Annotated in this window: 19 protein-coding genes; 17 read left to right on the top strand and 2 right to left on the bottom strand. The window is 36.6% G+C overall.

Annotated elements, in window-relative coordinates; all coding sequences use genetic code 11:
- Nucleotides 1–35: 35 nt before the first annotated feature.
- The gene (locus CUC15_RS11570; protein ID WP_242985843.1) at nucleotides 36–578 is read left to right on the top strand and encodes a ComEC/Rec2 family competence protein; all 543 of its coding nucleotides are present in this window, start codon (nucleotides 36–38) and stop codon (nucleotides 576–578) included.
- Nucleotides 579–737: 159 nt separating this feature from the next.
- On the opposite strand, the gene CUC15_RS11565 is transcribed toward CUC15_RS11570, so the two are convergent.
- A complete protein-coding gene (locus CUC15_RS11565) occupies nucleotides 738–872 on the bottom strand; it encodes a YqzM family protein (protein WP_114916801.1) in 135 nt (44 codons plus the stop codon).
- 334 nt (nucleotides 873–1,206) lie between these two features.
- On the opposite strand from CUC15_RS11565, the gene holA reads away from it, so the two are divergent.
- The gene (gene holA / locus CUC15_RS11560) at nucleotides 1,207–2,220 is read left to right on the top strand and encodes a DNA polymerase III subunit delta (RefSeq protein WP_114916800.1); all 1,014 of its coding nucleotides are present in this window, start codon (nucleotides 1,207–1,209) and stop codon (nucleotides 2,218–2,220) included.
- Between the two features lie 41 nt (nucleotides 2,221–2,261).
- On the opposite strand, the gene rpsT is transcribed toward holA, so the two are convergent.
- Nucleotides 2,262–2,528: a 30S ribosomal protein S20 gene (gene rpsT / locus CUC15_RS11555; RefSeq protein ID WP_114916799.1), complete on the bottom strand. Its 267-nt coding sequence runs from the start codon at nucleotides 2,526–2,528 to the stop codon at nucleotides 2,262–2,264.
- Between the two features lie 544 nt (nucleotides 2,529–3,072).
- Between rpsT and gpr the strand changes: the two genes are divergently transcribed.
- The 15 genes from gpr (at nucleotide 3,073) to CUC15_RS11480 (ending at nucleotide 19,642) form a co-directional block, all read left to right on the top strand.
- Nucleotides 3,073–4,170, top strand: a complete 1,098-nt coding sequence (gene gpr, locus CUC15_RS11550) for a GPR endopeptidase (RefSeq protein ID WP_114916798.1) — start codon at nucleotides 3,073–3,075, stop codon at nucleotides 4,168–4,170.
- A 100-nt stretch (nucleotides 4,171–4,270) separates the two neighbouring features.
- Nucleotides 4,271–5,446, top strand: a complete 1,176-nt coding sequence (gene spoIIP, locus CUC15_RS11545; RefSeq protein ID WP_114916797.1) for a stage II sporulation protein P — start codon at nucleotides 4,271–4,273, stop codon at nucleotides 5,444–5,446.
- A gap of 12 nt (nucleotides 5,447–5,458) precedes the next feature.
- A complete protein-coding gene (locus CUC15_RS11540; RefSeq protein WP_114916796.1) occupies nucleotides 5,459–5,770 on the top strand; it encodes a hypothetical protein in 312 nt (103 codons plus the stop codon).
- Between the two features lie 270 nt (nucleotides 5,771–6,040).
- Nucleotides 6,041–7,849, top strand: a complete 1,809-nt coding sequence (gene lepA / locus CUC15_RS11535) for a translation elongation factor 4 (protein WP_114916795.1) — start codon at nucleotides 6,041–6,043, stop codon at nucleotides 7,847–7,849.
- A 574-nt stretch (nucleotides 7,850–8,423) separates the two neighbouring features.
- The gene (gene hemW, locus CUC15_RS11530; RefSeq protein ID WP_114916794.1) at nucleotides 8,424–9,584 is read left to right on the top strand and encodes a radical SAM family heme chaperone HemW; all 1,161 of its coding nucleotides are present in this window, start codon (nucleotides 8,424–8,426) and stop codon (nucleotides 9,582–9,584) included.
- Nucleotides 9,585–9,674: 90 nt separating this feature from the next.
- The gene (gene hrcA, locus CUC15_RS11525; RefSeq protein WP_114916793.1) at nucleotides 9,675–10,706 is read left to right on the top strand and encodes a heat-inducible transcriptional repressor HrcA; all 1,032 of its coding nucleotides are present in this window, start codon (nucleotides 9,675–9,677) and stop codon (nucleotides 10,704–10,706) included.
- Between the two features lie 262 nt (nucleotides 10,707–10,968).
- Nucleotides 10,969–11,556 carry a nucleotide exchange factor GrpE gene (grpE, locus tag CUC15_RS11520; protein WP_114916792.1) on the top strand — a complete coding sequence of 196 codons (588 nt, stop codon included), beginning with the start codon at nucleotides 10,969–10,971 and terminating at the stop codon, nucleotides 11,554–11,556.
- Between the two features lie 30 nt (nucleotides 11,557–11,586).
- Nucleotides 11,587–13,428, top strand: a complete 1,842-nt coding sequence (gene dnaK / locus CUC15_RS11515; RefSeq protein ID WP_114916791.1) for a molecular chaperone DnaK — start codon at nucleotides 11,587–11,589, stop codon at nucleotides 13,426–13,428.
- Between the two features lie 151 nt (nucleotides 13,429–13,579).
- The gene (gene dnaJ / locus CUC15_RS11510; protein WP_114916790.1) at nucleotides 13,580–14,710 is read left to right on the top strand and encodes a molecular chaperone DnaJ; all 1,131 of its coding nucleotides are present in this window, start codon (nucleotides 13,580–13,582) and stop codon (nucleotides 14,708–14,710) included.
- A 60-nt stretch (nucleotides 14,711–14,770) separates the two neighbouring features.
- Nucleotides 14,771–15,709 carry a 50S ribosomal protein L11 methyltransferase gene (gene prmA / locus CUC15_RS11505; protein ID WP_114916789.1) on the top strand — a complete coding sequence of 313 codons (939 nt, stop codon included), beginning with the start codon at nucleotides 14,771–14,773 and terminating at the stop codon, nucleotides 15,707–15,709.
- A gap of 33 nt (nucleotides 15,710–15,742) precedes the next feature.
- Nucleotides 15,743–16,510 (top strand): 16S rRNA (uracil(1498)-N(3))-methyltransferase, encoded by a 768-nt coding sequence (locus CUC15_RS11500; protein ID WP_341457152.1) that lies wholly within the window; start codon nucleotides 15,743–15,745, stop codon nucleotides 16,508–16,510.
- Nucleotides 16,511–16,539: 29 nt separating this feature from the next.
- Complete coding sequence (gene deoC / locus CUC15_RS11495; protein ID WP_114916787.1) at nucleotides 16,540–17,211, top strand: deoxyribose-phosphate aldolase; 672 nt, start codon at nucleotides 16,540–16,542, stop codon at nucleotides 17,209–17,211.
- A gap of 145 nt (nucleotides 17,212–17,356) precedes the next feature.
- Complete coding sequence (gene rpsU, locus CUC15_RS11490) at nucleotides 17,357–17,533, top strand: 30S ribosomal protein S21 (RefSeq protein ID WP_019377991.1); 177 nt, start codon at nucleotides 17,357–17,359, stop codon at nucleotides 17,531–17,533.
- 15 nt (nucleotides 17,534–17,548) lie between these two features.
- The gene (locus tag CUC15_RS11485; RefSeq protein ID WP_114916786.1) at nucleotides 17,549–17,995 is read left to right on the top strand and encodes a GatB/YqeY domain-containing protein; all 447 of its coding nucleotides are present in this window, start codon (nucleotides 17,549–17,551) and stop codon (nucleotides 17,993–17,995) included.
- Nucleotides 17,996–18,310: 315 nt separating this feature from the next.
- Nucleotides 18,311–19,642, top strand: a complete 1,332-nt coding sequence (locus tag CUC15_RS11480; protein WP_114916785.1) for an NfeD family protein — start codon at nucleotides 18,311–18,313, stop codon at nucleotides 19,640–19,642.
- The last annotated feature ends 23 nt before the right edge of the window (nucleotides 19,643–19,665 follow it).

Below are 19,665 nucleotides of genomic sequence, written 5' to 3'. Positions count from 1 at the left end.
ACGAGGATATCGACCATACCGGAAGTGTCGCACATATGTTAGAAGATTTTGAAGTCGAAAAGATTATTGTTAGTGACTATTTTAAACTGCCGAACGAAGATTTACAGCAATTTAAAAAACACAATATTAGCATTGAACAAGTAAATCGAGATGATTCGATAGTGATACAGGGACAAAAATTCCATGTTATTGCACCGAATAAAAATCACTATTCTAATAACGAGAATTCGCTTGTGCTGTATACAGAATTAGGTGGGAATAACTGGCTCTTTACTGGAGATATTAGCAAATCTCAGGAAAAGGAAATAATGGATGCATATCCTAACTTAAGGGCTGATGTGCTAAAGGTTGCTCATCACGGGAGCAATACATCAAGTGATAAGGGATTTTTAGACCAACTAAAGCCTGATGTCGGTTTGATTTCCGTTGGAGAAAATAATATGTATGGACATCCGACAAGCGAGGTATTGGCAGACTTGAAAGAAAAAGGAATTTATATTCTGCGGACGGATATGGATGGAGCAGTACAGTACAGATTTAATGGAAGAGATGGAACCTTCTTTACATTTTTACCGTAAAGCTGTCCCGAAATAGAAAGTTAAAAAGAGACTGCGCTTACAGTCTCTTCTTAGAAAACTAAGGTTTAACCAATCCTTTAGGTGACAGCCTTAGTTGCACTTATGTAGTAAGAAATATTTTATACTTTCTTAACTACCAAAAAGATCATATGTAGATATTTACTGCCCAAACACACTTATAACTACCCCAATTGCGAAAATGAAAACAAAGAAAAGAAATGGCCAAACAAATCCGTGAATAGAGTCGACAACATCATTATTCCTAGACTGTGGGTCTCTCTCAAATTCGTTCATATCTACCCCTCCTATATCAATCATAGTATAAAGTATATTCAAAAAAAAATCCACCATTGTATATAAAATGCATTTAATTCTATTGGGTATGGTAGATTTTTCACTTCAACTTCCGCTTTTAGTAAAACTTAACTGCGATACTTTTACTTAGATGACATAAACTATACGTAATAAAATACCGTGTAATAACTGGTTTCTAGGGCTGGCTGTTACATGTTTATATAGATATCAGCAAGAAGCTTTTTTCATCAGCAAGCTTCTTGCTAATTATTGCTTGCTATTCTTGAACTTCCGCTTTACCATTAGTTATATACATGTCCTGAGGTGAGAATGAATGTCGTTTATGGAAGTAATGAAGCAAGTAAAAAAACAACAAATTGCGCCAGTATATTTCTTATATGGTTCTGAAGCTTATTTTCTCGACCGGTTACGTATGCAGTTAATTGCAAATATACTTAAAGATAATCCAGAGAATTTATTTATTTATGATTTAGAAGAGACCTCAATTCAGGAGGTAATAGCTGATGCAGAAACTTATCCATTTTTTGGTGGACAAAAATTAATTATCGCTACAAATCCTGTATTTTTAAAAGCGAAACCTGATAAGTTACCATTTGAACACGATTTAGAAGCACTTTCGAGATATATAAGTAACCCGGTTGACTATTCCATTCTCGTTCTGATTGCACCGTATGAGAAGATTGATGAGCGGAAGAAGCTTAGTAAGCTTTTGAAGAATAATACGGTAGTAGCAAATTGTGAACCCATTAAAGATAGTGAAGTAGCTAAATGGATCAAAATGTTAGCAGATGATTTAAAAATAACACTCGATAAAGATATATATGACCTGATTGAGACGGAGCTATCTACAAACCTTCGACTACTTAAGGAAGAATTAGAGAAGCTTGCATTATATGTAGGAGAAAACGGTATAGTCACAATAGAAGTGGCAGAGAAATTAATTGCTCCAACTTCAAATAGCTCCGCATTACGGCTCGTTGATGCAGTGATTGAAAAAAATTTACATAAAGCAATTTCGATTTTCAAGGATCTTGAAAAAATGAAAGAGGAGCCAATCGCCTTAATAGGGCTACTTGCCTTTCAGTTCAGAACAATATTACGTGTCAAGTTACTAAAATTAAAAGGATACTCGCAATTTCAAATGCAAAAACAATTAGGACTGCATCCTTATGTGATTAAAATTGCTATGAGCAGAGAAAATAAATTTTCTACTAAGAAATTAGAAGGCATTATGATTAGGTTAGCAGATGCAGACCAAATAATGAAACAGGGTAAAATGGAAAAAGAGCTCGCATTTGAACTGTTACTTTTTGATTTAATATCTTAGCGCACAATAAAAAAACGATCCGGAGTCGGATCGTTTTTTTATTATGCGCCTAAGTTATTTACTTTTTTAGTTAGACGAGATTTTTGACGGTTACCACTGTTTTGTTGGATAAGTCCTTTTTGAACAGCTTTGTCAATTTGTTTAATTGTATTTTTCAATGCAACTTTTGCATTTTCAACGTCGTTTGCTTCAACTAATTTTTCAACGTTTTTAATTGCTGAACGCATTTCTGATTTTTTAGATTGGTTAAGCACACGTTTCTTTTCGTTAATGTCAACACGTTTGATTGCTGATTTAATATTAGCCATTTTTTCACCTCCTAAAAAGGTTATGATTCAAATTAAGTTTAGCATAGATAAATATTCTCTAGATAAAAATTAGGAATATATGCAATTACATTAAAGTGGACAAAAGTTATTTTACCAAAGGAACCATGCGATTTCAATACTTTTATCATTTAATCGATCAATTTGTATGTTTTTGCCTAATTTGTCCATTCTAATATTAACGCTCACAGGCCAATCGCTTCAGAAATACACTACGCGCACCTTAGGGTGGCTGGTGAGCCTCCTTGTGCTATTACACTTTGGAGCCTCCGTGTATTTCCGCCGCTAGGATTGTGCGATTGCCACCTTTGACCGAAATATTCATTAAAAGATTAAGTTAGATTTTTCTCACCTATGGATGTTGAACTTCGCTTCGGACAGGAGAATCTTGTAGCAGTTGTAACCAACTGCTAAAGCAGAAGTGTTATACATGAAAATCACGCTACACGTATGTCGTAATCTATCTGTAAATAGTAACAAGCAATAGGAATTGAAGGTAACAATAAAACAAAGGGGTGTATCAGGAATGGAAGATAAAAACAAATCATATCAAGTAAGAACAGATTTAGCGGTGGAAGCAAGGGATATGTACGTAGAGACAGAAAAGAAACAGAAAAGTCATATTAAGGGTGTGACATTTAAAGAAAGGGCAGAGCAGGATGTAAGTATTTCTTATGTTGAGATTGATGCAGAAGGTGCAAAATTATTAGGAAAAAAAGCAGGTACATACATTACGATTTATGCAGATGGTGTAAAAAAACAGGATACTGCAAGACAAGAGGCGGCAGCTAGAATACTTGCAAAAGAACTGGAACAATTAATAGCAAAAAATAATATCTCAGAGAATAGCACTGGATTAATTGTTGGTCTTGGCAATTGGAATGTGACGCCAGATGCACTTGGTCCAATGACGGTAGAAAAAGTACTTGTCACAAGTCATTTATTTAAACTAAATTATGAAACGGTAAGTGAGGGTTATCGACCAGTTGCTGCAGTTACACCTGGCGTAATGGGGGTAACTGGAATTGAAACTGGAGATATTATTCATGGTATCGTAGAGAACTTCAAGCCAGATTTTGTAATCGCAATAGATGCCCTTGCATCAAGGTCGATTGAACGGGTTAACGAAACCATTCAGCTTTCCGATTCTGGTATTCACCCTGGATCTGGTGTGGGGAATAAACGAAAAGAGATTAGCTTCGAAACACTAGGTATTCCAGTAATTGCAATAGGAGTGCCAACAGTCGTTGACGCTGTTACGATTACTAGTGATACGATAGATTTTATCCTAAAGCATTTTGGCAGGGAGTGGAAAGAAAAAGATAGACCATCTAAATCGCTCGCACCAGCTGGGTTATCTTTTGGTGGGAAAAAATTTACGGAAGAGGACCTGCCTGACGAAGAGAAGCGACAAACGTTTTTAGGAATTGTTGGGACTCTACCAGAAGAAGAAAAAAGAAAGTTAATAGAGGAAGTGCTAACACCAATTGGGCATAATTTAATGGTTACGCCGAAAGAGGTAGATGGCTTCATGATAGATATGTCCAATGTGATTGCAAATGGGGTAAATGCTGCATTGCACCAAAATGTTGATGTTGATAATTTTGCTTCTTACTCAAGATAATCTACTCTATTAAATGATATCTACCCGTGAACTTTTTGTTCTACTTTCTAATCGTTACTCATAGATTTTACTAAGGGTAACCTTTAGAAAGGGTGGAGTCATGCTGTTAAAAAATAAGCGATACAAGCAAAAACAAGGAAAGCTTTTTTATAGAAGAAGTGGAATTTATCTTATAAGTATCATCGTTCTTTTTATCGCGATAGGTCTTTTAACAACAGCACAGCCAGCATACCGCTTTTCATCTAAAACTATTACGAATTGGACAAGTGATATTGATTCTTCTATCTTTATGAATTTAATAGGGATGGAAAATAGAGCATTTAAACGAACACTACTTGAGGAAAGTCTATTGCCAAGTCTTTCAACCATTCTATTTCAAGTTGCAACAAGTTTAACACCAAATGACCCACGGAGCTTACTAAGAAATGAAATTCCGGGTTTCTCCTCATTTGATAAAAACACATTAATTGCTGGAGAAGGAACGGATTATACGAACTATCCTATTGAATCATCAGCACCATTAGAAGAGATATTACAGGATAGAGTAGCTGTTATAGATGAAGATACATCAAAAGGTGCGGAGATTGAGAAAGATACGTCAAAAACAGCACCTACAACTGGGGATCGTGATGTCGTGTTTATATATAATACACATAATCGTGAATCCTTCTTGCCTTATCTGCCGGGAACAAACGGTTCGGATAGTGCCTTTCATAAGGAAGTAAATATAACAAATGTCAGTGATCGCTTAGCGAAGGCACTTGAAGCAAAAGGGATCGGTACTCAAGTTGATAAAACAGATATCGGAATGGTACTTGACGAAAAAGGAATGGAGTATTGGCAATCATACGATGCTTCTGGTGAAGTAGTAGAGGCGGCTATTACATCAAATAAGGAGATTAAGTATATATTTGATTTACATCGTGACGCACAAGGCAGGGATGTCACGACAAAGGAAATTAATGGTGAATCATATGCAAGAATTATGTTTGTTGTCGGAAGTGAGAGTAAGAATTTTAATAAGAATTCTGAGCTGGCCGCAAAGCTAGATCAATTAATTGAAGAGAAATATCCTGGGTTAAGCAGAGGTGTGATTCCACAAGGAGGGCCTGGAAATAATGGCGTGTATAATCAGGATTTAACAGATAATGCTGTGTTAATAGAATTCGGTGGCGTGGGTAATACCCTAGAGGAATTATATCGATCAGCTGACGCAATAGCAGAAGTGTTTAGTGAATATTACTGGGATGCAGAAGCAGTAAATGCAGCCCAATAGGAGGTAAAAGTAATGGTACGCACATTTATTATTATCCTATTGCTTGCGGTCTTTTTTCTAGCTGGTATACAATATGGAACGGATCGCAATCTAAATATTGCAAACGTCGCTACAACTGAAAATACTGATCTAACATTAACAGAGCAGGCACCCATTGTAACCGAGGCAGAGGTTGTAAGTGAAATGACCACTGGAAATATAATAGAAGCGGACAAACAAGAACATCTTATCCCGAAATTAGCTTCTTTTCTTGAAGGCGCAGTAAAGGGTTTTTATGAGATTGTTGTCGAAATACTTTACCAAATTGCTCAAGTATTTTTTTAACGGATGAGAAATTGTAGCTATAGACATCAAGCGTTAGCTGCCATTCAAAAGTATAGGGGCTATTCCTATATTTTTGAATGGTTCAATTTATAATTGGAAGCTGTTTATATTGGGCTTATGTGGAGTAAGACCTTTCACATTGTGCCTAAGTTTCACTTAATCATTGAATATCCTTGATTCTATTGCTATAATCATCATATTAATTATCCTTGAAATTTAGAGTTTTTTACTTGTAAAAGGGTAAAAGACATGTAGGAGTGAACAGCAAGAATGGGGAAAAAACAACGAAATGTACGTAATTTTTCGATCATCGCCCATATTGACCACGGAAAATCAACACTGGCGGATCGGATTTTAGAAAATACACAAACCGTTACAAAACGAGAAATGAAAGAACAGCTTCTTGATGCAATGGATTTAGAACGTGAAAGAGGCATCACAATTAAATTAAATGCGGTGCAGCTTCAATATAATAGTAAAAATGGAGAAGAATATATCTTCCATCTCATTGATACGCCTGGACATGTGGATTTTACATATGAGGTGTCACGAAGCCTTGCAGCATGTGAAGGAGCAATCTTAGTTGTCGATGCTGCCCAAGGAATTGAAGCACAGACGTTAGCGAATGTGTACCTTGCGATGGAAAATGATTTGGAAATCATTCCGGTTATTAATAAAATTGATTTACCAAGTGCAGACCCTGAACGGGTGAAGCAAGAGCTTGAAGATATTCTTGGCATCGATAAAGATGAAGTGATTTTAGCATCAGCAAAGGCGAATATTGGAATTGAGGAAATTCTGGAGCGCATCGTTGAGGTTGTTCCAGAACCAAAGGGAGACCCAGAAGAACCTCTCAAAGCGCTTGTTTTTGACTCTTTATATGATTCATACCGCGGCGTTATCGCTTATGTATGTATTAAAGAAGGCTCAATTAAAGTTGGCGATAAAATCAAGATGATGGCGACAGGTAAGGAATTTGATGTAAATGAAGTAGGTGTATTCACACCGAAAATCGTAGCAAGAGAGGAACTGCTCGTAGGTGATGTTGGTTATATTACTGCATCGATGAAGGATGTGAGTGATACACATGTCGGTGATACAATCACAAATGCGAATAATCCTGCCGTAGAAGCACTTCCAGGTTATCGACAATTAAATCCGATGGTTTACTGCGGATTATATCCAGTTGATTCAAACGATTATAATGATTTAAGGGAAGCGCTCGAGAGATTGGAATTAAATGATGCGGCGTTACAGTATGAACCAGAGACGTCTCAGGCATTAGGCTTCGGATTTAGATGTGGATTTTTAGGATTACTTCATATGGAAATTATCCAAGAACGGATTGAACGTGAATTTGATATTAACTTAATTACAACTGCACCTAGTGTTATTTTAGAGGTTGAGGCAACAAATGGAGAAACAATTACGATTGATAATCCTGCAAGCATGCCAGACCCGCAATCCATTCAAGAAATTCGTGAACCATATGTTAAAGCAACAATCATGGTACCGAATGACTATGTTGGTGCTGTAATGGAAATATCTCAGAAAAAACGCGGGAGCTTTGTTGACATGCAATACTTAGATGACATTCGTGTAAATGTTATTTATAATATTCCACTTTCCGAAATTGTTTATGATTTCTTTGATCAATTGAAGTCGAATACAAAGGGATATGCTTCCTTCGACTATGAAATGATTGGTTATCAGCAGTCTAATCTAGTTAAGATGGATATCTTACTAAATGGTGATACGATAGATGCATTATCATTCATTGTTCACCGTGATTTTGCATTCCATCGCGGAAAGCAAATAGTTGACAAGCTGAAAGAGCTAATTCCAAGACAACAATTTGAAGTACCGATCCAAGCTGCAATTGGCAATAAAATAGTAGCACGCTCTACCATCAAGGCAGTAAGAAAAGATGTAACCGCAAAATTGTATGGTGGAGATATTTCTCGAAAACGTAAATTACTAGAGAAACAAAAAGAAGGAAAGAAACGCATGAAAATGGTCGGCTCAGTAGAAGTACCTCAAGAAGCATTTATGGCTGTATTACAAATGAATGACGATTAAATCAATTATTAAGGGGGAGCTTACAAGCATTCATTTGCTAAAGCTTCCCTCAATTCTTTTTATAAAAGGCTGTCATCCTGAAAATAGGTATCGCAGTTAAAAGACTTGTTGTTTTTAAAAGATAATAAGCATAGCAAATAGTTGTTACATAATGCGAACAGGTTACAATTGTGTCTACGAATCTGGACGGTCGTAGCTATTTACACATGAGTTACCAGCACTTTGCTACAATCAATATTGATAGTTTTTGGTTTTCCATTTTTATCTATGGACTATTCTCTATCCCAAGCGGAAGAAATACACGAAGACTCCTCGAAAATAAAGTTCCATTTTCTTCGTGCGATGAAACGCTGCCGGAGCTTTCCTTGTCCTGTGGGGAGAAGGCTCACCAGCTCCCCACGGAAAGCGAAGTGTATTTCTGGAGTGACTGGCCAAGGAAGCAGATATCATCTTAATTTTTTCACAGTTTATCAAAAGGCGACAATCGATGAGAATAATATTTAATATAGAAGGACGAAGCTATCTAATATATGCCATGTCTATGTTCTAATTTTAAAAAAAGGAGTTAAATTGTATGAACGAAGTACAATCTGTCTATATTCATATTCCTTTTTGCCAGCAAATGTGCCACTACTGTGATTTTGTTAAATTCTTTTATAATGAAAAACTCGCAACAGAATATATAGAGGCATTGGCAAATGAAATCAATACGAATATTACAGGAACAAAAAATAAAGTAAAAACAATTTACATTGGTGGGGGAACGCCAACCGCACTTAATTTACAGCAATTACGTTCATTGCTGATGATTATTGACAATAAATTTGATATTGCAAGTTGTGAAGAATTTACAATCGAAGTGAACCCTGGTGATATTGATGATGAAAAAACAAAATTACTGTATGATTTTGGTATAACAAGAATTTCCTTCGGTGTGCAAGTAATGGATGATAAATTATTAGCAGAATTGGGAAGAATACATCGTGTAAGTGATGTGTATAAAACAGTCGATCTATTAACGAAGCATCAGTTTTCCAATATTAGTCTAGATTTAATTTACGCATTGCCAAATCAAACAGTGGAGCAGTTTAAACAATCATTGGATGAGGCACTTACATTTAATTTGCCACATTATGCAACATATGGATTACAGATAGAGCCGAAAACAGTGTTTTATCAACGTCATAAGAAGGGCATGCTACATCGGCCTTCAGAAGATGATGAAATAACAATGTATGAAATTTTAAAACAAACGATGCAAGCGAATGGTGTCAGACAATATGAATTAAGTAACTTTGCGAAAAAGGGATATGAAAGCAAACATAATTTGACATATTGGAGCAATGGCTATTATTACGGATTTGGTGCAGGGGCACATGGATACTTGCCAGAGCGCCGAGTAACAAACTTAAGACCATTGCCTGCCTATGTTAAAGAAGCAATGACAAGCGGGAAGCCAATACTTCAAACAGAAAAAATAAGACTGAAAGAGAAATTAGAAGAAGAAATGTTTCTAGGATTAAGAAAGATAGCTGGAATTAACATGAAATCTTTCTCAAATAAATATGGGTTCTCGCCAAAACAATTATACAAGCAGGAGATTTCAGATTTAGTTCAGCGCGGTTTATTGCTAGAAACAGACGAAACCATCAAATTAACTGACAGAGGAATGCTTTTAGCAAATCAAGTGTTTGAGGAATTTATGTTAGAAGATTCCGACTTAATAGGTGTTTAGGGCAAGATTATTGACCTAAAAACGAGAGTTTGATACTATAATAATAGTATTAGCACTCAAGTCACTCGAGTGCTAACAGAGGTGAACATCATGTTGACAGAAAGGCAGCTATTGATTTTACAGGTTATTATTGATGAATTCATCGAGACGGCTCATCCAGTCGGCTCACGAGCAATTTCGAAAAAGGGAACCATACCATATAGCGCTGCTACAATTAGAAATGAGATGGCAGATTTAGAAGATATGGGATTTCTAGAGAAAACCCATTCTTCATCAGGTCGTATTCCTTCAGAATCGGGGTACCGTTATTATGTTGACCATTTAATTGCTCCAAATCCATTGCAAAAAGATGTAAACATCATTAAAAGCATTATTAAAGATGGGTTTTATGAATTTGAACAAATCGTTCAAATGTCAGCAGAACTACTTTCTGAGCTTACGAATTATACATCGATTATTCTGGGACCAGAGTTATTGGATACGAAGCTGAAGCAGTTACAAATTGTTACGCTCTCGTCTCAAGCAGCAGTAGCTATTTTAATTACTGACACAGGTCATGTAGAGCATCGGTCGTTTAAAGTACCACCTACCATTAATCCATCAGATTTGGAAAAAATGGTTAACATTTTAAATGATCGGTTAAAAGGTGTTCCAATTGTTCGTTTGGATGAAATTTTCCATAGTGAAGTTGCACAATTAATGAAATTGTACATCCGTGATTATGATAAAACCTATGATTATTTGAAAGATATCTTTTTATATGATCATCCGGTTAAATTATATATAAGTGGAAAATCAAACATCTTAATGCAGCCTGAATTTAATGATGTTGGCAAAATCCGAACTTTCTTCACTATGATGGAAGATGAAAATGAAATAATTAATCTTTTGAGAAACTCCCATCACGGGATTAAAGTGACGATTGGCAATGAAAACAAAGTCGAAGCAATTAAAGACCTCAGTTTAATTACTGCTCCCTATCAACTGACTAATAATCTGATGGGAACTATTGCCTTGATTGGTCCGACAAGAATGGAATATCGTAAAGTTATTTCATTATTAAACGGTCTATCAAACGAAATGACCAATGCGCTATACAAATGGTCTCAGTATGATGGATAAATAATACGGCCACAAAGATAAATGCACAATCATTCGCATATTAATGATGGTTGTGAAGCAAGTCTTGCTGCTGCTTTAGTGCAGGGGCTTGACGTGGTAGGGTGGAAGAAGCCCGCCTACCACCTTTTTGCGGTGGAGTTTATTTCAATTACTATTCATGTTATAGTTTTACTTTGATAGTTAAGAAAGTATAAAGTATTTCTTACTACATAAGTGCAACTAAGGTCGTCACGGAAAGGCTTGGTTAAACCTTAGTTTTCTAATGATTTTGGAGGTGGCAAATTTGGAAGAAAATAAAGAAAAAGTGCAAGATGAGACAATCGAAAATGAAGAAATAGAACATGAAATTATTGATTCAGACAATGATGGACAAGTAGAATCAGATGATAATCAGGAAGCAGCTTTTAAGAAGCTCGATGCATTACAAAAAGAAAAAGATGAGGTTTACAGCCGTTTATTAAGACTGCAAGCAGAATTTGATAATTTTAAGAAACGCTCACAAAAAGAAAAAGAAGCAGATCGTAAATATAAATCACAGGATGTAGTTGTGGACTTACTGCCAGCATTGGATAACTTCGAACGTGCATTGCAAGTAGAAGCAACACCAGAAACATCTAATTTGATCGAAGGGATATCAATGGTATATCGACAGTTCCTTGATGCTTTGAAATCACAAGGTGTAGAGCCGATTGATGCTGAAGGAAATGAATTCGATCCAAATTTACATCATGCTGTAATGCAAATTGAAGATGAATCAATTGCATCAAATACAGTTGTAGAAGAATTGCAAAAAGGGTATATGTTAAAAGACCGCGTAATTCGACCTGCGATGGTAAAAGTAAATAAATAATGAAACAGTAGTCAAGGAGGAAATCAGATTATGAGTAAAATTATTGGTATTGACTTAGGAACAACAAATTCATGTGTATCTGTAATTGAAGGTGGAGAAGCTGTTGTTATTCCTACTCCAGAAGGTAGCCGTACTACTCCATCTGTTGTAGCTTTTAAAAACGGTGAAAGACAAGTAGGGGAAGTTGCGAAACGTCAAGCAATTACAAACCCAAATACAATCCAATCAATTAAACGTCATATGGGTACTGATTATAAAGTCAAGATTGAAGATAAAGAATATACACCACAAGAAGTATCGGCAATCATACTACAACATATCAAGTCATATGCAGAAGATTACATCGGTGAAAAAGTTGATAAGGCAGTTATTACAGTTCCTGCGTATTTTAATGATGCAGAACGTCAAGCAACAAAAGATGCTGGTAAGATTGCTGGTCTTGAAGTAGAACGTATTATTAACGAGCCAACTGCTGCTGCCTTAGCATACGGTATTGATAAAGCAGACCAAGATCAAACAATTCTTGTATATGACCTTGGCGGTGGTACGTTTGACGTATCTATCTTAGATATTGGTGATGGTACGTTTGAAGTTGTTGCAACTGCAGGAGATAATCGCCTAGGCGGAGACGACTTTGACCAAGTAATAATAGACTACATGGTGCAAGAATTTAAGAAAGAAAATGGAATCGATCTTTCTAAGGATAAAATGGCTACACAACGTTTGAAAGACGCTGCTGAGAAAGCGAAGAAGGATTTATCAGGTGTTTCTCAAACACAAATTTCATTGCCGTTTATTACTGCTGGTGAAGCAGGACCATTACATTTAGAGTTAACACTAACTCGTGCGAAATTTGAAGAATTATCAGGTGAATTAGTTGAAAGAACAATGATTCCAACTCGTAAAGCATTATCAGATGCTGGACTTTCTGCAAGTGAAATCAATAAAGTCCTTCTAGTTGGTGGCTCAACACGTATTCCAGCTGTACAAGAAGCAATTAAACGTGAACTTGGCCAAGAGCCTTCTAAAGGTGTTAACCCGGATGAGGTAGTTGCATTAGGTGCAGCAATCCAAGGTGGTGTACTTCAAGGTGATGTTAAAGACGTATTATTATTAGACGTTACACCACTCTCATTAGGTATTGAAACAATGGGTTCTGTATTTACTAAATTAATTGAACGTAATACAACAATCCCAACAAGTCATTCACAAGTGTTCTCAACTGCTGCGGATAATCAAACAGCTGTTGATATCCATGTCCTTCAAGGGGAACGTGAAATGGCTTCAGATAATAAAACATTAGGTCGTTTCCAGTTAACGGATATTCCACCAGCACCAAGAGGGGTTCCTCAAGTTGAAGTAACTTTCGATATTGATGCGAATGGTATTGTTAATGTTCGTGCGAAAGATTTAGGTACGAATAAAGAACAATCCATTACAATTAAATCATCTTCAGGCTTATCAGACGAAGAAGTAGAAAAGATGATTAAAGAAGCTGAGGAAAATGCAGAAGAGGATAAGAAACGTCGTGAAGAAATTGATCTTCGTAATGAAGCAGATCAACTAATCTTTACTACAGATAAAACGATTAAAGATCTAGGCGATAAAGTTTCAGAAGATGATAAACAAAAAGCTGAAGCAGCAAAAACGGAATTAAAGACAGCACTAGAGTCTAATGACGTTGAGCAAATCAAAGCGAAAAAAGAAGTACTTGAAGAGCAAGTACAACAATTGTCAGTAAAACTTTATGAGCAACAAGCCCAACAAGCGCAGCAAAGTGCTGATGGTGCCGGGAGCACAGCAGGTTCACAAGATGATAACGTTGTTGATGCAGACTATCAAGAAGTCGATGATGACAAAGATAATAAATAATATTCCATATAGATGAACATAAATGAGTCAAAGTCAGGATTCTCTTGGCTTTGACTTTTTTACTCGGTAGAGTATATGGTCATTTGCTTTAAAAGAAGAAAAGATGCTATTATTAAACTTATGCAATTGTGTATCGGGAGAGTGATGAAAGTTGAGTAAACGAGATTATTATGAAGTACTTGGAATAGAAAAAAATGCAACACCAGAAGAAATAAAAAAAGCATACCGTAAGTTAGCAAGAAAATACCATCCAGATGTAAACAAAGAAGCTGGTGCTGAAGAAAAATTTATCGAAGTAAAAGAGGCATATGAAGTGCTTAGCGATGATTCCAAACGATCACAATACGATCAATTTGGTCATGCTGGTGCAAGTGGTCAAGGATTTGGTGGATTTGGCGGTGCACAGGACTTCGGTGGCTTTGGTGATATTTTCGATATGTTCTTTGGTGGTGGCGGTGGCAGAAGACGTGACCCTAACGCCCCAAGCCAAGGTGCAGATTTGCAATATACAATGGTCTTAGATTTTGAAGAAGCCATTTTTGGTAAACAAGTTGATATTAATATACCTAAAGAAGAAAACTGTGATACATGTAATGGTTCAGGTGCGAAGCCAGGTACAAAACCAAAAACATGTTCACATTGTAATGGTTCCGGCCAACTGAACCAAGAACAGAATACACCATTTGGAAAAGTTGTAAACCGAAGAGTGTGCCACCATTGTCAAGGAACAGGTAAAATTATTCCCGAAAAATGTAACACATGCGGTGGCAGCGGAAGAGTGAAAAAGAATAAAAAAATCAACATCAATATTCCAGCAGGTATTGATGAAGGTCAACAAATTCGTGTAGCAGGAAAAGGGGAAGCTGGATTAAACGGTGGACCAGCTGGTGACTTATTTGTTGTTATCCAAATCAGATCCCATGAATTTTATGAGCGTGAAGGAGATAATATTTATTGTGAATTACCTGTAACCTTTGCGCAAGCCGCACTTGGGGATGAAATGGAAGTGCCAACTGTCCATGGGAAAGTGAAGCTTAAAGTGCCAGCAGGAACACAAACAGGGAAAACCTTCCGTTTAAGAGGAAAGGGTGCGCCAAATGTACGTGGACGTGGACAAGGGGATCAGTATGTTAAAGTAAGAATAATGACACCTACTAATTTAACTGATAAGCAAAAAACATTGCTACGTGAATTTAATGAAATTGGTGGAAATGAATCGATAGATGAGCAAGATGGTTCTTTCTTCCAGAAGTTTAAGAATGCTTTTAAAAATAATGATTAATGATGTTGCAGCTGCAGCATCAACTACATATTAATTTTCATTATGAGAGGAGGAAACAACTTGAAATGGTCAGAAATTTGCATTCACACAACGAACGAAGCAATTGAGCCAATCTCAAATATTCTGCATGAAACTGGTGCTAGTGGTCTTGTAATTGAAGAACCAATGGAATTGGTTAAAGAAGATACACCATTTGCGGAAATCTATGAACTTGATCCAAATGATTTCCCGGATGAAGGGGTACGGATAAAAGCATACTTACCAATGAATAGCTTTTTAGGAGAAACTGTTGAAGAAATTAAGCAAGCTATAAATAATTTATTGGTTTACGATATTGACCTTGGTCAAAACCATGTGACATTAAGTGAGGTACATGAGGAAGAATGGGCTACCGCCTGGAAAAAGTACTATAAGCCAGCTAAGATTTCCAAGAAGATTACAATTACGCCAACATGGGAAGAGTATACTCCAGTAGATAGTGATGAAATTATTATCGAGTTGGATCCTGGAATGGCTTTTGGTACAGGGACACATCCAACTACTGTGTTAAGTGTTCAAGCATTAGAAGCATATTTAAATAAAGGTGACACAGTAATAGATGTGGGCAGTGGATCTGGAATATTGAGTATTGCATCGGTTTTACTAGGAGCAAGTAAAGTACAGGCATTTGACCTGGATGAAATAGCAATAAAAAGCACAAAAACAAATGCAAAAATCAACAAAGTAGAAAATAAAATTATTGCAAAGCAAAATAATTTATTAGACCAGGTTGATGAAAAAGCAAATATTATCGTTTCAAATATTTTAGCAGAAATTATTGTTCGGTTTGCTGATGATGCATGGAAGAATCTTAAAGATGGCGGATTATTTATTACTTCCGGTATTATTCAAGGAAAAAAACAACTCGTGCATGATCGATTAAAAGAGGCTGGCTTTGAGATAATTGCGATGAATGAAATGGAAGATTGGATTTCAGTTATTGCAAAGAAAGTCCTCTAAATATCGTATTGAATTGATTAAAAGTAGGTGCAAATGATGCAACGTTACTTTATTCCACAAATAGATTGGCAAGGAAATGAAATAAGTATCAAAGGTGATGATGCACATCACATTATTCGTGTAATGCGAAATCAGGTTGGCGATCAAATTATCTGTAATCATCAAGATGGTAATGCGGCTATTTGTGAAATAACATCTCTAAATCAGAATATTGTCCATGCTGCTGTGATTGATTGGAAGGCGGAGACTGTTGAGCTCCCAATTGCAGTTACCATTGCACAAGGGCTGCCAAAAGGCGACAAATTCGACTTAATATTACAAAAGGGAACAGAGCTTGGCGCAAGTAGGTTTATCCCAGTAAAAATGGATCGCTCAATCGTTGTTTGGGATGGAAGGAAAATAGAGAAGAAGATGGCCCGCTTTGAGAAAATTGTCAAAGAAGCGAGTGAGCAAAGTCATCGGAATAAGATTCCAGAAATTGTGCTGCCAATGACGGTAGCCGAGCTCATTCACGAATCAGTGAACTATGATGTGAAGATCTTTGCTTATGAAGAGGAAGCAAAAGTAGAGGCTCATCAATCATTTGCTGGAATTGTAAGTCGAATTGTTGATAATCAAAAGGTTCTTCTTTGTATCGGTCCTGAAGGTGGTTTTTCTGAGCAGGAAGCGAAAAAGTTAAAGGAGAATGGGTTTCATGCGGTAAGGCTTGGTCCAAGAATACTGCGAACAGAAACCGCGTCATTATATGCATTGGCAAGTTTGTCTTATCATTTAGAAGAAATAAACGGTAATCACGATTAATAAATATAACTTAGATAGGAATGAAGAAAATGAGTAAAGAATTAGCAAAGTATATCGACCATACACAATTAAAACCTGAAACAACTAAAGAACAAATTAAGCAAATTATTGATGAGGCTAAGGAATATGAGTTTGCTTCTGTTTGTGTGAATCCTTACTGGGTTCCTTATTGTCAAGAACATTTACGTGATTCATCTGTAAAAGTATGTACAGTTATCGGTTTCCCGTTAGGTGCATCCTCAACGAAAACAAAGGTATTTGAAACGGTGCAAGCGATTAAAGACGGTGCAGATGAGGTTGACATGGTAATTAATATTGGCGAATTGAAATCAGCTAATTATGATGTAGTTAAAGCTGATATTGCAGGCGTAGTGAATGCTGCAAAGAATCAAGCACTTGTAAAAGTCATTATTGAAACATCTCTTCTAACAAATGATGAGAAAGTTCAAGCATGTGAATTAGCAAAAGCAGCTGGGGCAGACTTCGTAAAAACATCTACTGGTTTCTCTGGTGGAGGTGCTACAATTGAGGATGTTAAGTTAATGCGTAAAACAGTAGGACCGGAAATGGGTGTCAAGGCATCTGGTGGAGTACGTGACTATGAATCAACTAAGGCTATGATTGATGCCGGCGCAACAAGAATTGGTGCTAGTGCTGGAATTGCAATTGTAAATGGCAGCGGATCTACATCAGATTATTAAACTGCATTCAATTCTAGATTTATTTCAATAAAAATAATCTGTTGACCTAGAAGTAGGAATATATTATACTTTAAGCAGGCATATGATAAAAGAATGCATATGTCTGTATAATCTTGTTTTATGCTTCGGAGGGAGGGAAATTAGCATGTCAAATACAACTCGCGTTCGTAAAAACGAGTCTCTTGAGGATGCTCTTCGTCGCTTTAAACGTAGTGTGTCAAAAAGCGGTACACTACAGGAATATCGTAAGCGTGAACACTATGAAAAACCTAGCGTTAGACGTAAGAAGAAGTCTGAAGCAGCTAGAAAACGTAAATTCTAAAGAGGGTGCAATTTAATGTCACTACTTGATCAATTAAATCAAGATATGAAGCTAGCAATGAAAAGTAAAGATAAAGAGACCCTCAGCGTTATTCGTATGGTCAAGGCTTCTATACAAAATGAATTAATTAATCTAGGTAAAGCGACACTTTCAGAAGATGAAGAATTAACAATTTTATCACGTGAGGTTAAACAACGAAAAGATTCCCTCCATGAATTTAAATCTGCTGGACGCGAAGATCTTGTTAACAAAGTTGAAACAGAATTAACTATTGTGCAAGCATATATGCCAGAACAACTTACTAAGGAAGAATTGTTAGTAATTGTTCAGCAAGCGATTCAGGAAGTTAATGCTACATCCAAGAAGGATATGGGTAAAGTGATGAGCGCAGTGATGCCAAAAGTAAAAGGTAAGGCAGATGGCTCTCAAATAAATGAACTTGTATTACAACAATTAAATTAACGTCATGAAAAGGTCCTTATTGTTTAGCGATAAGGACCTTTTCATTTTTTTGGATGGTCACTTAGTAATTACTGATATTGATTCGTTTACAGTGCACATTACGAAATAACTTTTAAAAGTTGATTTCTGTTTTAATAATAGACGAACTAAATAACCTATTATCTATTTCGCTGGCCGAGCGATTATGATACTATCTAAGTAGATTGCTGTTAGATAATCTTTCATGTCTCATTATCTAAAAAGATAAAAATGAAACCTAATACATATCTTTATCGTAGTACTATTTATACAGAAGTGAAAAGGGGGTGATACATAATGCCAGGTAAAAGAATTACAATGGGTATTCTTTTAATTGCGATTATTTTCATGGCATTTCAAGCCAATCCAAATATATTTCAGGCGGCGGAAAAGGGAAGTGGAAAGACAGTATATGTAATCCCGATAGAAAGAGAAGTTGAGAGGGGATTAGAAGGTTTTCTAACAAGAACAGTCGGCGAAGCATTAGAATCTGGCGCAGATCATATCATATTTGAGATTGATACTCCAGGAGGAAGAGTCGATTCTGCAGGTCAAATTGGTGAATTGCTGCAAAGCATTGATATTCCAACAACATCCTTCATTGTACATGAAGCACTTTCTGCAGGTTCATACATCGCTCTACATATGGATTATATATACTTTAAGCCAAATGCAACAATGGGAGCTAGTGGTGTAATTACAAGTGATGGTAATGCAGCAGATAAAAAAGCCCAGTCTGCCTGGTTAGCGGCGATGCGAAGTGCTGCAGAGTCAAAAGGAAGAGATCCACTTTATGCAGCAGCGATGGCAGATAAAAATATAGATCTTCCACAATATGATGCTCCGAAAGGTGAGTTCCTGACGTTAGGTCCTAAACAGGCGATGGAAGTAGGCTACGCAGATGGAATAGTTAATGACAGGGTAGAGCTATTAAGCGAACTAGATCTCTCTGAAGCTTCTGTTGTGGAGACAGAGCCCACGTTTGCTGAAGAGGTTGCAAGATTCATCACAAATCCGATTGTGATACCAATCCTACTTTCTATAGCAAGCCTGGGACTTATCGTTGAGTTATATTCTCCTGGGTTTGGCGTACCAGGGACAATGGGAATTATTGCACTACTATTATTTTTCTATGGTCATATTATTGCTGGCCTTGCAGGTATGGAAGCAATAATATTACTTATTCTCGGAATCGGATTAATTATACTGGAGTTTTTTATACCAGGAGGAATTGTTGGCTTCATTGGAATTGCAGCGATATTAGGATCTCTATTCATGTCGGGCTATAGTGTCAGTCATATGGCGATGAGTGTTTCGATTGCCTTTATTGTAGCTATCGTAGCTGGCATTATTCTGTTCAGAAGAATTGGCCTGGATAAAGGTGTTTTCAGACATATTATTTTGCGCGATCAAACGACGACAGAACTTGGCTATATATCATCTGTTAGCCGCTTAGAATTGATTGGGTTAGAAGGTGTTGCCGTCACACCCTTACGTCCTTCTGGGATTGGCTTGTTTAATGATGAGCGGGTTGATATAGTTACTGAAGGTAGTTTTATTGAAAAGGACAATCCAATTAAAGTAATAAAAGTAGAAGGAAATCGGGTTGTTGTTAAAGAAGTTAATTAAAAATAGAATTTATAGGAGGAATT

Origin of the sequence: Oceanobacillus zhaokaii (genome assembly GCF_003352005.1) — a bacterium.
Classification (GTDB): domain Bacteria; phylum Bacillota; class Bacilli; order Bacillales; family Amphibacillaceae; genus Oceanobacillus; species Oceanobacillus zhaokaii.
Note: the sequence above shows the minus strand (reverse complement) of the source record. Positions and strands in the feature narration are given on the sequence as shown.

Bases quoted from the DNA above. Each gene is read 5' to 3' on its own strand.
- gpr (WP_114916798.1), top strand. From the start codon at position 3,073: ATGGAAGATAAAAACAAATCATATCAAGTAAGAACAGATTTAGCGGTG.
- CUC15_RS11565 (WP_114916801.1), bottom strand. From the start codon at position 872: ATGAACGAATTTGAGAGAGACCCACAGTCTAGGAATAATGATGTTGTC.
- grpE (WP_114916792.1), top strand. From the start codon at position 10,969: ATGATTTTGGAGGTGGCAAATTTGGAAGAAAATAAAGAAAAAGTGCAA.
- spoIIP (WP_114916797.1), top strand. From the start codon at position 4,271: ATGCTGTTAAAAAATAAGCGATACAAGCAAAAACAAGGAAAGCTTTTT.
- CUC15_RS11570 (WP_242985843.1), top strand. From the start codon at position 36: ATGTTAGAAGATTTTGAAGTCGAAAAGATTATTGTTAGTGACTATTTT.
- holA (WP_114916800.1), top strand. From the start codon at position 1,207: ATGTCGTTTATGGAAGTAATGAAGCAAGTAAAAAAACAACAAATTGCG.
- CUC15_RS11485 (WP_114916786.1), top strand. From the start codon at position 17,549: ATGTCACTACTTGATCAATTAAATCAAGATATGAAGCTAGCAATGAAA.
- rpsT (WP_114916799.1), bottom strand. From the start codon at position 2,528: ATGGCTAATATTAAATCAGCAATCAAACGTGTTGACATTAACGAAAAG.
- deoC (WP_114916787.1), top strand. From the start codon at position 16,540: ATGAGTAAAGAATTAGCAAAGTATATCGACCATACACAATTAAAACCT.
- CUC15_RS11480 (WP_114916785.1), top strand. From the start codon at position 18,311: ATGCCAGGTAAAAGAATTACAATGGGTATTCTTTTAATTGCGATTATT.
- dnaK (WP_114916791.1), top strand. From the start codon at position 11,587: ATGAGTAAAATTATTGGTATTGACTTAGGAACAACAAATTCATGTGTA.
- CUC15_RS11500 (WP_341457152.1), top strand. From the start codon at position 15,743: ATGATGCAACGTTACTTTATTCCACAAATAGATTGGCAAGGAAATGAA.
- CUC15_RS11540 (WP_114916796.1), top strand. From the start codon at position 5,459: ATGGTACGCACATTTATTATTATCCTATTGCTTGCGGTCTTTTTTCTA.
- hemW (WP_114916794.1), top strand. From the start codon at position 8,424: ATGAACGAAGTACAATCTGTCTATATTCATATTCCTTTTTGCCAGCAA.
- rpsU (WP_019377991.1), top strand. From the start codon at position 17,357: ATGTCAAATACAACTCGCGTTCGTAAAAACGAGTCTCTTGAGGATGCT.
- hrcA (WP_114916793.1), top strand. From the start codon at position 9,675: ATGTTGACAGAAAGGCAGCTATTGATTTTACAGGTTATTATTGATGAA.
- lepA (WP_114916795.1), top strand. From the start codon at position 6,041: ATGGGGAAAAAACAACGAAATGTACGTAATTTTTCGATCATCGCCCAT.